The organism is Paractinoplanes polyasparticus (genome assembly GCF_019710575.1).
Taxonomy (GTDB): Bacteria; Actinomycetota; Actinomycetes; order Mycobacteriales; family Micromonosporaceae; genus Actinoplanes; species Actinoplanes polyasparticus.
In genome coordinates this window covers 88307-103443 of the sequence record NZ_JAHWFK010000033.1, presented here as the reverse complement: position 1 = coordinate 103443, position 15137 = coordinate 88307, and the positions used below count along the sequence as shown (strand labels likewise).

11 protein-coding genes are annotated in these 15137 nt (G+C 73.1%); 6 read left to right on the top strand and 5 right to left on the bottom strand.

The window, feature by feature from the left end:
* Window positions 1-317: 317 nt before the first annotated feature.
* Together KXC43_RS30230 and KXC43_RS30225 are read left to right on the top strand one after the other, a co-directional pair.
* Entirely contained in the window at window positions 318-1478 is a 1161-nt protein-coding gene (locus KXC43_RS30230; RefSeq protein WP_438870922.1) for a hypothetical protein, read from the top strand.
* Between the two features lie 16 nt (window positions 1479-1494).
* A complete protein-coding gene (locus tag KXC43_RS30225; RefSeq protein ID WP_221379589.1) occupies window positions 1495-1680 on the top strand; it encodes a hypothetical protein in 186 nt (61 codons plus the stop codon).
* Window positions 1681-1683: 3 nt separating this feature from the next.
* On the opposite strand, the gene KXC43_RS30220 is transcribed toward KXC43_RS30225, so the two are convergent.
* Together KXC43_RS30220 and KXC43_RS30215 are read right to left on the bottom strand one after the other, a co-directional pair.
* Window positions 1684-2322 (bottom strand): response regulator, encoded by a 639-nt coding sequence (locus KXC43_RS30220; RefSeq protein WP_221379588.1) that lies wholly within the window; start codon window positions 2320-2322, stop codon window positions 1684-1686.
* A complete protein-coding gene (locus KXC43_RS30215; protein WP_221379587.1) occupies window positions 2319-3509 on the bottom strand; it encodes a sensor histidine kinase in 1191 nt (396 codons plus the stop codon). The genes KXC43_RS30220 and KXC43_RS30215 overlap by 4 nt, the downstream gene beginning before the upstream one ends.
* A 147-nt stretch (window positions 3510-3656) precedes the next feature.
* On the opposite strand from KXC43_RS30215, the gene KXC43_RS30210 reads away from it, so the two are divergent.
* From KXC43_RS30210 to KXC43_RS30195, 4 genes are read left to right on the top strand one after another with little or no spacing between them, the layout of a single operon-like run.
* Entirely contained in the window at window positions 3657-4412 is a 756-nt protein-coding gene (locus tag KXC43_RS30210; RefSeq protein WP_438870921.1) for an ABC transporter ATP-binding protein, read from the top strand.
* Entirely contained in the window at window positions 4409-6931 is a 2523-nt protein-coding gene (locus tag KXC43_RS30205; protein ID WP_221379585.1) for an ABC transporter permease, read from the top strand. The genes KXC43_RS30210 and KXC43_RS30205 overlap by 4 nt, the downstream gene beginning before the upstream one ends.
* A gap of 41 nt (window positions 6932-6972) precedes the next feature.
* Window positions 6973-7605: a GNAT family N-acetyltransferase gene (locus KXC43_RS30200; protein WP_221379584.1), complete on the top strand. Its 633-nt coding sequence runs from the start codon at window positions 6973-6975 to the stop codon at window positions 7603-7605.
* Window positions 7606-7659: 54 nt separating this feature from the next.
* Window positions 7660-9894 (top strand): N-acetylmuramoyl-L-alanine amidase, encoded by a 2235-nt coding sequence (locus tag KXC43_RS30195; protein ID WP_221379583.1) that lies wholly within the window; start codon window positions 7660-7662, stop codon window positions 9892-9894.
* On the opposite strand, the gene KXC43_RS30190 is transcribed toward KXC43_RS30195, so the two are convergent.
* Genes KXC43_RS30190 through KXC43_RS30180 form a run of 3 tightly spaced genes read right to left on the bottom strand, consistent with a single transcriptional unit; the run spans window position 9895 to window position 15079 of the window.
* Window positions 9895-11886, bottom strand: coding sequence for a response regulator (locus KXC43_RS30190; RefSeq protein WP_221379582.1), 1992 nt, complete (start codon window positions 11884-11886; stop codon window positions 9895-9897).
* Window positions 11883-12950, bottom strand: coding sequence for a chemotaxis-specific protein-glutamate methyltransferase CheB (gene cheB, locus KXC43_RS30185; RefSeq protein ID WP_221379581.1), 1068 nt, complete (start codon window positions 12948-12950; stop codon window positions 11883-11885). Before cheB ends, KXC43_RS30190 begins: the two co-directional genes overlap by 4 nt.
* A complete protein-coding gene (locus KXC43_RS30180) occupies window positions 12950-15079 on the bottom strand; it encodes a hybrid sensor histidine kinase/response regulator (protein WP_221379580.1) in 2130 nt (709 codons plus the stop codon). Before KXC43_RS30180 ends, cheB begins: the two co-directional genes overlap by 1 nt.
* Window positions 15080-15137: the final 58 nt, after the last annotated feature.

Here is a 15137-nt window from a genome sequence, read left to right as displayed (position 1 = left end):
GACGCCGAGGCGGTGGTCGCCCCCGGCGGCGCCCTCGCGGCGTTCGTCTCGGGGCGTCCGGACCCGTCCCGCGTTCCGGCCCGACGGGCACACCGTCACGATCGTCTCCACCGACGGCGCCGTGCACAGCTGGGACGCCCGTCCCGAGGAGTGGGTGGCCGCCGCCTGCCGCATAGCCGGCCGCGACCTGACCCCGGCCGAGATCGCCCCGGCGGTCATCCCGGCGTCTGTCTGCTGAGCCCCTTCTCCAGGCGCGGCGGGAGCTCTACAGTCGGCCCGTGCTCAAGCGGGAACTGGCGATGCTGACGGCGGCTCTGATGGGCGTGGCGACGCTCGGTGGCTGCGCCGACGAGGCAGCGCGCACGCCGGTGCGGGTGGATCCCGCGCCGAGCGGCCTCCAGGCTGCCCCAGCCTCGGCCAGGCCCGGTCGCTCCGGCCCGGCGGTTGCGCCGGCGTCGCTCTCGCCTCGGCCGACGGCCACCAGGACGGTGCCCACGGCGTTACCCAAGGCGGGGAATCCGGCTGGGCGGGCGACGATTCCGGCTGAGGCGCGGGCCGTCGACACCAGCAAGCCGGACCGTACGGTGGGAAACGGCACCCCGGCCAGTTGCACCTCGGCCGCGGTGGTGAAGGCGGTCGCGCGCGGGGGAGTCATCGTCTTCGACTGCGGGCCCGCGCCGGTGACGATCACGATGACGGCCACGGCCAAGGTGCGGAACACCAGCTCCACGGTGGTGCTCGACGGGGGTGGGCGGGTCACGCTGAGCGGCGCGGGCAAGCGCCGCATCCTCTACATGAACACGTGTGACGAGGCCCAGACGTGGACGACCGCGCACTGCGACGATCAGGCGACGCCGCGGCTCACCGTGCAGAATCTGGTCCTCGCCAAGGGCAACAGCACGGGGCAGACCGCGGAGGGCGGCGGCGGTGGGGCGATCTTCGCCCGCGGCGGGCGGCTCAAGGTGGTCAACTCGCGCTTCGTCGGCAACCGCTGCGACCGTACGGGCCCGGACCTCGGCGGCGCGGCCGTCCGCGCGCTCGACCAGAGCGGGGATCGGCCGGTGTACGTCGTCAACAGCACCTTCACCGGCGGCGTGTGCTCGAACGGCTCGGCCCTGAGCAGCATCGGCGTCTCGTGGACGGTGCTCAACAGCGTCTTCACCGGCAACGCGGCGGTCGGCCGGGGCGCCAACCCGGCCCGCGGCGGAACCCCCGGCGGCGGCAGCGGCGGCGCGATCTACCTGGACGGCAACACCTTCACGCTCACCCTGGACGGCACGGTCATCCGCGACAACAAGGCCGCCGAGGGCGGCAGCGCGGTCTTCTTCGTCAGCAACGACCGCACCGGCACCCTGAAGATCCGCAACTCGAAGCTGCTGGACAACCCGAGCGCCGGCTTCGAGACGGCCGGGCTGCCCGGCATCTTCTACCTCGGCCGGGGCAAACCGTCGATCACCCGCTCAACCCTCAGGAAGTAGCTACTACTATCTGCACGTGGACGATCCGGGCGACGATTCCGAGTGGCCGTTCGAGAGCTCGGAGACAAGCTCCTCGACCCGCCGTGGCTGGCCGTGGGTGATCGGCCTGATCCTGGTCGTCATGCTCGTCTGCGGCATTGGCATCCTCGCCGTGAACGCATGGGTCGGCCGCGAGCTCGACAAGTCCGCCGCCGCCCGCTGAGGCTCAGCCGAGCAGGCGGCGCTCCCAGGCCCAGGCGGCGATCTCTACCCGGTTGCGGGCGTTCAGCTTGGTCATCACGCTGCCCACGTGGGTCTTGACCGTGCCGATCGAGATGAACAGCTGGGCGGCTATCTCGGCGTTGGTCAGGCCCTTGGCGGCCAGGCGCACGACGTCGAGCTCGCGGGGCGAGAGGCCGCCGTCGTCGCCGGACGGGGCTGGGGGTGACAGGTGTTCCAGCAGGCGGACGGTGATGGACGGGCTGATCAGGGCGTCGCCTGAGACGGCGGCGCGTACTGCCTCGACCAGCAGGGCCGGGCCGGAGTCCTTCAGCAGGAAGCCGGCCGCGCCGTTGCGCAGGGCCTGGTGGACGTACTCGTCGAGGTCGAAGGTGGTCACCACGACCACCTTGACCGGGTCCGTCACGCCGGGGCCGGACAGCAGACGCAGGGCTTCCAAGCCGTCCATCTTGGGCATGCGGATGTCGAGCAGGGCCACGTCGGGCTTGAGCTTGCGGGCCATGGCCACCGCCTCGACGCCGTCGGCGGCCTCGCCGACGACCTCCATGTCGGGCTGAGCGCCGATGATCATGCCGAAGCCGGTGCGGACCATGGCCTGGTCGTCGGCGATCAGTACGCGGATCATGGGTCCGTCCTGGGGTCGATCGGGAACGCGGCGTCGACCACCCAGCCGCCCTCGATGCCCGGCATGGCCGTGATGCGGCCGCCGACCGCGCGGACCCGTTCGGTCAGGCCCACGAGACCGTACCCTGCCCGTTCCCGCGGGGTGCCCGTGCGGGCCGGGATCACCCCGTCGTTGGCCACGCGCACCAGCAGCCACTCGGGGGTGCGGCGGATCCAGATGTCGGCCGCGGTCGCCTCGGGAGCGTGCTGGCGCACGTTGGTCAGAGCCTCCATGACCACGCGGTAGGCCGACGTGGAGATCTCGACGGGCAGTCCGTCGATCCAGCCGTCGAGGTGCATCCGGGCCGTGGCGCCGCCGGCCGAGTTGAACTGTTCGAGCAGCGTGCCCAGGTCGTGGACGCCGGCCACGGGCGCCAGCGGGGCGTCCGGCTTCGAGTCGGGGTCGCGGAGCACGCCGACCATCCGCCGCATCGAGGTCATCGTCTCGGCGCCGGCCTGCTCGATCTGGTCGAGCGCCTGGAGCACGCGCTGCGGGTCCTGCTCGGCGATGAACTTGGCTCCCTGGGCCTGCACGACGATGCCGGTGACGTGATGGGCGATGAAGTCGTGCAGGTCGCGGGCGAACTCGGCGCGCTGCTCGGCCCGTACGGCGTCGACCGCCCGCTGCCGCGAGCCCTCGATGATCCGCAGGTAGATGCCGAGGCCGATGGCGGCCGCGGCGGCGAGCGCCTGGATCAGTCCGAAGATGACGTAGAGCGATGTCTGACCGCTGCGCAGCGGCATGAAGCTGACCGCCGCCCCCACCACGAACAGCGCTGTGACCGCGAGGCCGGGCGGGGAGTGCCGGGCCAGGACGTAACAGACGCCGAGCAGGGCCGCCGACTCGGCGAGACCCCAGCTCGCCGTCCCGTACGAGCCGTCCGCCGAGGCGCCGGTGGCCAGCGTCGTCAGCAGTGAGGCGGCGCCGAGCACGATCGCCGCCTTGGGCAGCCGGGTGGAGCCGGTGCGGTGCACGGGCAGCCACACCGCGGCCGCCGCCAGCGCGAGCCCGACCTGGATCAGACCCAGCACCCCGGAGCCGTTGAAGATGCCCTGGGCGACGTCGAACAGGCCGAGCAGCGCCATCCCGAAGAGCGCGAGGAACTGCGCCAGGCGGCGAAGGACGGTCCGGTTGGGGTTGGTCTGCATCGTCGTCCAGCGTATGCGCTGGTACGGGGGCTCCCATCGGCCGAAAGACAGATCCGCCCCGGATCGGGGGCCTGGCTCGCGGCTGATGTGCCGGCCGATCGGCTCCCCACATGATGTGCCGCGTCGAGAACGTCATTGAGCGGAGAAATCATGCAGACGCAGAGCGTGGACACGTTGGCCGCGGTCGCCGCCGTCGACCTGGTCAAGGTCTACGGCAGTGGGGACACGGCGGTCCGGGCGCTGGACGGTGTCACCGTCGGGTTCGCCCGCGCCCAGTTCACTGCCATCATGGGACCGTCCGGTTCCGGCAAGTCCACCCTGATGCACTGCCTGGCCGGCCTGGACACCGCCACCTCGGGGCAGGCTCTGCTCGGCGGCACCGACCTGACCAAGCAGCCCGACAAGGTGCTGACCAAGGTGCGCCGGGAGCGGATCGGCTTCGTCTTCCAGGCCTTCAACCTGCTGCCGCAGCTGACCGCGGCGCAGAACATCATGCTGCCGCTGGAGCTCTCCGGCCGCCGTCCCGATCCGCACCTCTACGGGCACCTGACCGAGTCGCTGGGGATCACGAGCCGCCTCGACCACCGGCCGGGCGAGCTCTCCGGCGGTCAGCAGCAGCGGGTGGCGATCGCCCGGGCGCTGATGTCGCGGCCCGAAGTGGTGTTCGCCGACGAGCCGACCGGCAACCTGGACTCGCGATCGGGGGCCGAGGTGCTGTTGTTCCTGCGCAATTCCGTACGCGAGCTGGGCCAGACGATCGTGATGGTGACCCACGACCCGAGCGCCGCCGCGTACGCCGACCGCGTCGTGCTGCTGGCCGACGGCCGGGTCGCCGGCGAGATCGACCACCCCGACATCACCTCGGTGTCGGACGCCCTGCAGAGCCTGGCGGTCGCGCGATGAGCGTGCTCCGCACCCAGTTGCGCGGTGTGGCCCGCCGCCCGTCGCGCCTGCTGCTCACCGGCCTCGCCGTGCTGGTGGTCTCGTTCGTCGTCTACGCCACGGTGCTGGCCCAGCAGATGACCGAGCGCAACGTGCTCAACGGCCTGAGCGGCACGCCCGAGGCGGTCGACGTGGTCGTGCGCAACGGCACGATCGACGCGAAGCTGCTGGCCGCCGTGCAGAAGGCGGCCGGCGTCGAGGAGGCGGTCGGCCGGATCGACTACGGCGGCCAGGTCGGCGGCGAGTATCTGCAGCTGCTGGCCGACCCGGGCACCGGGCCGCTCGCGCTGACCACGGTCAGCCAGGGCCGGTTCCCGTCGGCGCCGGGCGAGGTCGCGGTCACCCCGCGCACGGTCGAGCGGATGGGTCTCAAGCTGGGCAGCACGGTCGACGCCCAGATCCGCTACGACGAGGAGGGCGAACCCCAGGCCAAGTCGAAGCTCAAGGTGGTCGGGGTGGTCGCGGCCCGCGACGATTTCGGTTTCCAGGCGTACGCCCCCACGGCCGACCTGGTGAAGCTGACCGGCGCGCCGTTCCTGAGCCAGATCGACGTCCGCGTGGCACCCGGCGCGGATCAGGCTGCCGTCCAGAGCCGGATCAACGAAGTCTTCGCCGGGGTCGGAGCCGACTCGCGGCCGCAGGCCAGCGATGGCGCCACGGTGCGGCACGAGGAGGCCGAGGCCAAGGTCTCGGACGTCAACGCGATCTTCGCCGTGATCGCCATGTTCGTCGCCATCGCCGTGGTCGCGGCGGGCCTGGTCGCCACGTCGACGTTCCGCATCGTCTTCGCCCAGCGGATGCGCCAGCTGGCCCTGCTGCGGGCGGTCGGCGCCGGTCGCCGCTCGATCACCGGGGCGCTGGCCACCGAGGGCGCGCTGACCGGCCTGGCCGCCGGCACGGTGGGCGTGCTGATCGCGCTCGGCGTCGGCCATCTCGTGCCGGCCGTAGCCGGGTGGTTCGACAAGCAGATCGCTTCACCCGGCGTACCGGTGCCGGCCGCGCTCGGCACGATCGCGCTGGCCGTCGTGATCACCGTGCTGGCCGTGCTCGCCCCGGCCGCGTCGGCCTCGCGGGTCTCGCCGCTGGAGGCGCTGCGCGGCTCCGGCACGACCGGGGCGCGGCGCGACATCGGCAAGCTGCGCTGGGCCGTCGGCCTGCTGCTGACCGTGGGCGCGGTGCTGCTCGCCGGCTACGTGGTCACGAACCTGCCCGGCCGCGATCCGAAGAACTACGACGCCCAGCCGATGCTGTTCGCCATCGTCGCGTCCGGCGCGTTCGCCTTCTTCGCCCTGGTTGCGCTGGGCCCGGTGCTGGTGCGGCCGGTGCTGGCGCTGCTGGGCTGGCCGATCCGGCGCTCGGGCCCGGTCGGCCGGCTGGCCGCCGGGGGAGTGGGCTCGGCGCCGCGCCGGGCCGCCGCGGTCTCGGTGGTGGTGGCGCTCGGCGTCACGCTGATCGCCGGCGCCCTGGTCGGCGGCGCGTCGTTCCGGGTCCTGGTCGACCGGGAGACAGCCGTGTCCTCGCCGTCGGACTACGAGCTGACCGGCGTGGACCAGGACCCGGTGCCGGCCACCCTGGTCGAGCAGCTGCGGAAGAACGACAAGATCAGCAACGTCAGCCCGTACCGGCGGCTGGACGCCAGGATCGGCGGGCAGCTCGAGCTGCCGATCACCGACCTGGTGATGAGCGGGCTGCCGCAGCTGAAGAAGCTGGACGCGGCGTCCGGGTCGCTGGCCGCGGCCGGTCCCGGCAAGGTGGTGCTGTCCGGCTTCGCGGCCGACGTCACCGGGGTCCGCGTCGGTGACCAGGTGGACTTCGTGGCGGCCAAGCGCTCGGCCAAGCTGACGGTGGCCGCCGTGCTGCCCGAAGACGCGCCGCTGCACGCCTCGGCTGTGCTCGACCCGGCCGACCTGACCAGGCTGGGCGCGCCGGCGACGTACGCCGGGGTGCTGGCCGACGCGGCGGCGAGCGGCGAGCGGGCCCGCACCGACGGCAACCGGGCGATTCAGGACGCGCAGGCCGCGGCCGGCGGCATGTGGCGCATCGACGTGCTGGCCGACCAGCGTGACCAGATCAACGACAACGTCACCATGCTGCTGGTGATCGTGATCGGCCTGATCGGCCTCACGGTCGTCATCGCGGTGGTCGGCGTCGGCACCACGACGGCGCTGTCGGTGGTCGAGCGGGTCCGCGAGTCCGGGGTGCTGCGAGCGGTCGGCCTCTCCAAGGGCGGTCTGCGCACCATGCTGACGGCCGAATCGGCACTGTACGGGGTGATCGGCGCCGCCCTCGGGCTGGCGCTCGGGGTTCCGTACGCCTGGCTGGCCGTCGAGGCGCTGGGCGTCAACGCGCCCCTGACCGTGCCGGTCGCCCAGCTCGCGGTGGTCTTCGCCGTCCTGGTCGTGCTGACCGCGCTGGCCGGCGTGCTGCCCGCCCGCCGCGCCGCCAGGGTGAGCCCCGTCGCCGCGCTCGCCGCGGAGTAATCGGGGGCGGAAGGCCGGTCGGATGCGCTATAGAGCAGGGCATGAACGAGTTCTGGCCCCTGTTCGGCGTCCGGCTGGCCTTCCGCGACGTGGTGCTGCGCCCGATGACCGAGGCCGACCTGCCCCACCTGGCGGCGGTCCTGCCCGGCGACGTCGGGCACGACCCGCGACTGGCGTTGTTCGAGTCGCAGAGCTACGCCGAGAACGAGAAACGCCTGTTCTGTCAGGGCTACTGGAAGGCGCTGGGCACCTGGTCGCCGGAGTCCTGGGTACTGCACTTCGCGGTCGTGCACGGCGGCGACCTGGTCGGGGTGCAGACCCTCGAGGGCGACAACTTCCCGGTCCTGCGGACCGTGGACTCGGCGTCCTGGCTCGTGCCCGAGGTGCGGGGCCGGGGGCTCGGGGTGACGATGCGTACGGCGATGCTGCAGTTCGCTTTCGGCGAGCTCGGCGCGGCCGGGGCCATCACCTCGGCCACCACCACGAACGCGGCCTCGGCGGGCGTCTCGCGCCGGGTCGGCTACGCCGAGAACGGGGTCAGCACCATCGTCGACACCGGCGGTGATGTGGTCGAACTCCGGCATTTCCGGCTTACCGCCGAGCGCTGGTCCGGAGCCGACGTCAGTGTGACCGGATTCCCGCCCTGCCGGCCCTGGTTCGGGATGGCGAGCTGAATTCTCGTTCGATACCCTCACGCCCGGCTTTGATCAGAATCAACGGGGGTCAGTGTGAGGCGTCGACTGGCAATAGGCATCGGAACCGCGGCGGCGGTGCTCGCGGCGGGTGGCGGCGTCGCCGTCCTCACCGGCTCCGGCGACGCGGTGGCGCGGTTCGTCTCCGGTGACGAGGCGCACGCCGAGGCCGAGCCGCCGGCGGCGCCGGTCAAGGCGGCTGCGGCCGCCGCCAAGCCGTCCGGCATCCGGATCGACCAGGTCGACCTCGGCAACCTGGGCCGCAAGTTCTCGCTGCCGCAGCGGCCGACCGAGAACTTCAGCATGATCAGCGTCAGCTGGAACAGCCCGAAGGACGCGCCCGACGGCACCGTCCAGGTGCGCACCCGCAACGCCGGCACGGGTCAGTGGACCGGCTGGAAGAACCTGTCGGTCGCCGAGGACGCGGCCGACCTGGCGGGCGAACGGGCCAAGGCGCGCGGCCGCACCGCGCCGCTCTGGACCGGCCCGTCCGACGGCGTGGCCGCCCGGCTCGTCGGCGCCGCCACCAAGCCGCTGCCGGCCGGGCTCCTGCTCAAGCTGATCGACCCCAACGCCCCCGAGTCCGGCGGCCGCGGGGGCGGCGAGCCGGTGCCGACGCCCACCGTGCCCAAGGCGCCGCCGCCCGCGAGCCCCGTCCCGGGCGCGACGACGGCCACCAAGCCGCCCGCGACGACGGCGACTCCGCCCGCCCCGAAGGCCACGACACCGACTCCGCCGCCCACGTCGGTGCCCCCGCCGGTGCCGAATCCGGGGATGCCGGCCTATGTGTCCCGAGCCGGCTGGAAGGCGAACGAGAGCCTGGTCAAGGCCCCGCCGACGATCGCTGGAGAGGGCGTGAAGCTGGTCTGGGTGCACCACACCGGCACCGAGTTCCCGAAGACGTGCGCCGACGCCCCGGACTTCGTCCGCGCGATCATGGCGACCGACATCTCCGAGGGCTTCGACGACATCGGCTACAACTTCCTCGTCGACAACTGCGGCACAATCTACGAGGGCCGGGCCGGTGGCGTCGGCAAGGCTGTGGTCGGCGCGCACGTGGCCGGCTTCAACACCGCCACGGCCGGCATCGCGCTGATCGGCGACTACACCACCGTGCGGCCGAGCAACGCGGCCCTCACTTCGATCGCCGAACTGGCGGCGGCCCGCATCGGCGCGTACGGCAACGACCCGACCGGCACCACGACGCTGGTCGCGGGCATCGACGGCATGAAGTGGCCGAAGGGCACCGTGGTGCCCTTCCCGCGCATCGCCGGTCACCGGGACGGCGCCGAGACGGAGTGCCCGGGTGACCTGTTCTATCCGTTGCTGGGCCAGATCCGCGGCCGGGCCGCGCTGCCGGGCCTCCAGATCGTCTCGGTCAGCGGCGGCGAGCCGACCACCCCGCCTTTCTACGTGCGGGAGGACGGGACCGTCTACTACCGGGTCGGCGGCCAGGCGGCCGACGTCAGCCGCTTCGAGGTGCTGGTCGACAGCAAGGTCGTGGCGACCGGCCCGGGCAACAACACCGCGGGCAGCGCGAAGATCACCGTCACCCCGGGCCCGCACAACGTGGCGGTCCGCGTGGTGCACGTGACCGGCGCGACCGACATCACGCCGGTCACCAAGGTCATCGGTGACGTGACCAAGCCGACCTTCCCGACCCCGCCGTGGGTGGCCCTGAAGACCGGGACGTACTCCGCCACCTCGGTGCCGGTCGCGGTGAACTTCAAGTCGGCCGACAACAACGGCCGGATCGCCCGTCAGTTCGCCCTGTCGCCGAACGAGGTCCCGATGCTCGGCACGTCCACGGTGTGGAACGCGACGGTCAAGCCGAACGTGGCCGTGAAGTACACCGTGCAGGCCTCCGACATGGCCTACAACGAGGGCGTCTCGACCGTCACCCGGACGATCGTCCAGATGCCCGAGACGTCGGCCAAGCGCACCGGCACCTGGAGCACGCGCTCGGCCGCCACCACCTACCTGGGGGGCAAGGCGCTCGCCGCGTCGGCCAAGAACGCCAAATTGGCGTACGTGTTCAACGGGCGCTCGGCCGCGCTGACCTTCACCCGCACGACGGCGACGGGCCAGGCCGCCATCTACGTCGACGGCGTCAAGGTGACCACCGTGGACACCAGGGCGGCGAAGACCACGCACCGGCAGACGATCTGGGTCAAAGCGCTGACCGCGGGCGCCCACACCGTCTCGGTCGTGGTCGTGGGCACCAAGGGCCGCCCGACCGTCATCTCGGACGGCCTCACGTACGTCAAGTAGTCAGCCGGTCCGGCGGGCCTGAGCCCGCCGGTCCGGTCCGCCGGGGTCCGGGGCCGGGGGCAGTGTGAACCAGAAGGTCGCGCCGCGCCCGTCCTCGCCCTCGGCCCAGATCTCGCCGCCGTGGCGCTCGACCGCCCGGTGCACCGTGGTCAGGCCGATGCCGGTGCCGGGGAAGTCCTTGGCGCTGTGCAGGCGGGCGAACGGCCGGAACAGCTCGCCGGCCTTGCCCGCGGGGAAGCCCGCGCCGTTGTCGCGCACGAAGAACCCCTCGGCTGTCTCGCCCACCTCGATCGCGGGGCGCTCGACCTTGCGGGTGAACTTCACGGCGTTGTTGATCAGGTTCTCCAGGATCACCCGGACCAGTCCCTCGTCGGCGTCCGCGCCCATGCCGTCGCGAACGGTGAAGGCGACCTTGTGGTCCGGGTCGCGCGCCTCGACCTCGCCGATCACCTGCCACGTCGTGGCGGTCAGGTCGAACTCGGACCGGCGCAGGTCGCCGCGGCTGGCCCGGGCCAGGATCAGCAGCGACTCGACCAGGTCGGCCATCCGGTGGGCGGCGGCCTGGATGCGGCTCAGCCGGCGCCGCATCTCGGTGCTGAGCGGGTCGTCCTCGTCGTCCAGCATGTGCTCGGCGAAGCTGCTGATCACCTGGAGCGGGCCCCGCAGGTCGTGCGAGACCGAGCCCGAGAACGCCTCCAGCTCGCGGTTGCGCCACTCCAGCTCCTCGACGAGGGCGGCCCGGGTCTCCGCCAGCTGCCGGGCCGACCGTTCCTCGGCGGCGTCCAGCTCGCGGCGCATCAGCTCCTCGCGGATGCGGCGGCTCTCGTCGTGCGACTGCTTGCGCCGGATCTGCGTACGCACATGGGCGCGCAGCGCCTCGGGGCCGGAATCCGCCCGTACGTAATCGTCCGCCCCCGCCTCCAGGCAGGCCAGCATGTCGTCGTCGGTGGTCCCGGTCATCACGATCGGGGTCTCGCCGATCACCGGCACTTCCTTGATCCGCCGGCACGCCTCCCGGCCCAGATCGCCCGAGAGGCCGAGACCCAGCACGATGCAGTCGACCGGCTGGGCGGCGAGCAGGTCGAGCGCGTCGTCGGTGGCGGCCACCGGGATCACGTCGTAGCCCTCGTCACGCAGCGCCGCGGCCAGGCCGGCCAGCCGCTGCCGGTCCGGGGTCAGCGCCAGCACCTTGCTCGGCCCGTGCAGGCTGCCGGTCAGGTCGATCGGCAGCTGCTCGGAGCTCTGCCGCAGCACGGCGTTCAACTTGGCCGGCACGATCGCCAGGTTCTGCTGCTTGCGCACGAACGCGTCGGCGCCGGCGTCGAGCATCTGCAGCTCGGTGGCGTAGTCGTCGGCCGCGGTCATCAGGATGCACGGGATGTCGCGCAGCGCCGGGTCGAGCCGGATGCGGCGGATCACGGTGGCGCCGTCGATGCCGGGCATCACGCCGTCGACGATCACCGCCTGCGGCCGCCGGTCGGCCGCCACGCGCAGGCCGTCCTCGCCGCTGGGGGCGGTCAGCACGGCGTAGCCTTCGCTTTCGAGCAGCTCCCGCAGCTGCTCGCGGAAGGTCATGCTGTCGTCCACGATGAGCACGGTGGTGCGGTCGTCGGCGCGGGCTGCACCCTCGCGCAGCAGCTGGCGCACGCGGGCCACGACGTATCCTGCATCGTACGGTTTTCCGACGTACTCGTCGGCGCCGGTGCGTAGCCCCGCGAGCCGGTCGGCGACCTCGTCCTCGCTGCTCAGCAGCACGGTCACCACCTGGGCCCGGCTCGGCATGCCGCGCAGCTCGGTGAGCAGCTCCAGCCCGTCGGCGTCGGGCAGCAGCACGTCGAGCACGGCCACGTCGAAGTCGTCGCCGACGAAGGCCGCCCGCGCCTCGCTCCCGGTGGCGCACAGGATCGTGCGGAAGCCGTCCGCCTCGAAGGTCTCGTGCAGGTCCATCCGGACGGTGAGGCTGTCGTCCACGATCAGCACGCGGTGGATCATCGCCGGCTCCCCGCGGGCTGGAGCTCGACGATCCGGGCCGCCATCCGGGCCGGCGACAACACGTAGGCGGCCGCGCCGAGCAGGGCGGCCTCGCGGGGCATCCCGTACACGACGCAGCTCGCCTCGTCCTGGGCGAAGGTGACCGCGCCCCGGGCCCGCATGGTCAGCAGTCCCTCGGCGCCGTCCCGGCCCATGCCGGTGAGCAGGCAGCCGGCCGCGGTCGCGCCGTACTCGGCGGCCACCGACTCGAAGAGCACGTCGACCGAGGGGCGGCAGGAGTGCCGGGGCGGGCCGTCGGTGACCCGGAGCATCCCGTCGCGCACCAGCAGGTGCCGGTCGGGCGGGGCGAGCACCACCCGGCCGGTCAGCGCGGCCACCGGCGTGCGGTCCCGGGCGTAGCTGACGTCGCGCCCGGTCTGCCCGGCCAGCCAGTCCGAGAACGCGACGGCGAACGGCTCGCTGGCCGCGATGTGCTGCACACAGAGCACCGGCGGCGGGAAGCCGGCCGGCAGCGCGCGCAGCAGCTCGGTCAGCGCGCCCGGGCCGCCGGTCGAGGCGCCCAGGGCGACCACGCGCAGGGCGTCGGACACCGGCGTGGCCACCGGCGGAGTGACCGGCGGCTCGGCGGCCGGGCGGCCGCGACCGTCCAGCCGGGCCCGGGGGTGGGTGATCACCCGGATGCGCGAGACGAGGCGGACGGCCGCGCACAGCCGCCGCCCCCAGTCGGCGTCCGTGGCGTCGCCGCGCGGCTTCTCGAGCACGTCGACCGCCCCCGCGGCCAGCGCGTTGTACGTGCTGAACAGCTCCTTGCGGTCGGCCGACGAGACGACCAGGATCGGCGTCGGGTGCTCGGCCATGATGTGCTCGGTGGCGACCAGGCCGCTCATCGTCGGCAGCATCATGTCCATGGTCACCACGTCGGGCCGCAGGCGCGCGACCATCGCGACCGCGTCGCCCCCGTCGGTGGCCTCACCCACCACCTGCAGCTCGGGGTCGGCGGCGAGCGACTCGCGCAGGTGGTTGCGCATGGTGGCGGAATCCTCGACGAGCAGGACACGGATCATCAGAGGATCAGCCTCCGGATGTGCGTGAGCAGCTCCTCCTGGTTGAACTCGCCCTTGACCACGTACGCCGAGGCGCCCGCCTCGGCGCCTCGGCGCCTGTCCTCGGCGCTGGCCCGCGAACTCACCAGGATCGCCGGCACGTGGGCCAGCTGCGGGTCGGCCCGGGTCCGGGCGACGAACGTGAAGCCGTCGATGCCGGGCATGTCGATGTCGGTCAGATAGAGGCCGTACCGGCGGCTGCGGGCCCGTTCCAGGCCCTCCTCGCCCGAGGCGGCCAGGTCGACCTCGTAGCCGGCCGACTCGAGGATGCTGCGCTCGAGCATGCGGGTGGTCAGCGAGTCGTCGACGACCAGGATCGGCATCCTGGGCCGGGCCGCCGCCGCGGCGTCGCCGCGCGCGGTGGTGCTCTCCTGCCGGGCCTCGGCCACCAGCCCGTGCGCGTCCAGCACGAGCCGGGGATTGCCGTCCAGGTCGATCGAGACGCTGCCGATCACCGGGGCGGCCGGAGCCAGATCCGGCAGCGGGCGGGCGACCAGCGTGGAGATGCCGGCCAGCCGGTCGACGCCGATCGCCACGGTGTCGCGGTCGGCGGTCAGCACCACCGCGACCCCGGAGCGGGGCTCCTCGCCGGCCGGCACGCGCAGCGCCTGAGCCAGCGGCAGGAACGGCAGCACCTCGCGCTCGTGGGCGAGCCGGGCGGTCGCGGTCGCGGTGGCCACCTCGTCGGGGCCCAGGCGCACACACCGGCGCACCGCGTCCAGCGGCATCGTGGTGGTGGTGCCGGCGGCCTCGACGATCAGCCCGTTCATGCTCAGCAGGGTCAGGGGCACGATCAGGCGTACGGTGGCGCCCTGGCCCGGCCGGTTGGCGATGGACACCTCGCCGCCCAGTTGCAGGGCCACGTCCCGGACGACGTCCATGCCGATGCCGCGGCCGGCCACCTCGGTGACACCGGGCGCGGTGCTGATCCCGCCGTGCAGCACCAGGTCGATCAGCCCCTGCGGGCCCGGATCCAGGCCGGGGGCGAGCAGGCCGCGCTCCTCGGCGGTGCGGCGCAGGGCGGCCAGGTCGAAGCCGCGGCCGTCGTCGGCGCAGCGGAACTCGGCGTACCGGCCGCGCCGCTCGACGTGCACGGCGACCGTACCCTCGACGGGCTTGCCGGCGGCGATGCGCTGCTTCTCGGGCTCGATGCCGTGCACGACCGCGTTGCGCACGACGTGCAGGTAGGCGCCGCTGATCAGGTTGAGCAGGTGGGGGCCCATCCGGACGTCGGCCCCGCTGGCCTGGAACCGGACCGGCTTGCCCTCGGCCTCGGCCGCGTCCCGCACGGCCCGGCGCAGCGCCGTGAAGATCGATCCGGCCGGCACCAGGCGCAGCCCCTCGGCCCGCCCGCGCACCTCGTCGAGCTCGCGTTCGACCTGGTCCACGGCGTCGGTGAGCCGGCGGCCGAGCGCGCCCAGCTCGCCCGCGAGCCGCCGCACGGAGGTGCGGGCGGAGGCGTCCGAGACGGTGGTGCGCCCGACCCGCATGCGCTCACCCAGCGTCTCGACGTTGCGGTGCAGGCGGTTCAGCGTCCGGCCGCCGTCGCGCAGCGGGGCGATGCGGGAGCTGGCCTCGCCGATGGCGTCGAGCAGGTCGTCGAGGTCGGCCGTGGCGGCCCGCTCGGGCCGGTCCGAGGCCGCGTCGGCCCCCCGGGCCAGCTCGGCGTCGACGTGGGCCTGATCGACCTCGGCCTGCGTGGTGGGCGCGTTCAGGGGAACCGTGCGGATCGGCTCCTCCGGTTCGGCGGGCGCCGGCTCGGCCACCGGTGGCGCGGGCGCCGACAGGGCCGTCACAAATCCGGAGATCTCGTCGTTCAGGCGCAGCAGCTCGCGCATCTGGTCGGCCGGGAGCGCCGGGGTGCTCTCGTCCCGGTGCGGGACCAGCACCTCCTCGAACTCGTGGGCCCGGTCCGCGATCTCCTGCTGCCTGACGACCCGGGCCGCGCCCTTGAGGGTGTGCGCGAACCGCAGCAGCCGGGCCACCACGTCGGCCTCGGGCTGCTGGTCCAGGTCGAGCACGCCCGCGCTGATCTGGTCGACCAGCTCCTTGGCCTCGATCCGGAAGTAGCGCAGCGGATCCCGCGTCATGACCGACTGCACCGAGTGGCACACAGCGTGCGCCTCCGACGGCCTCGCAGACGAGGGC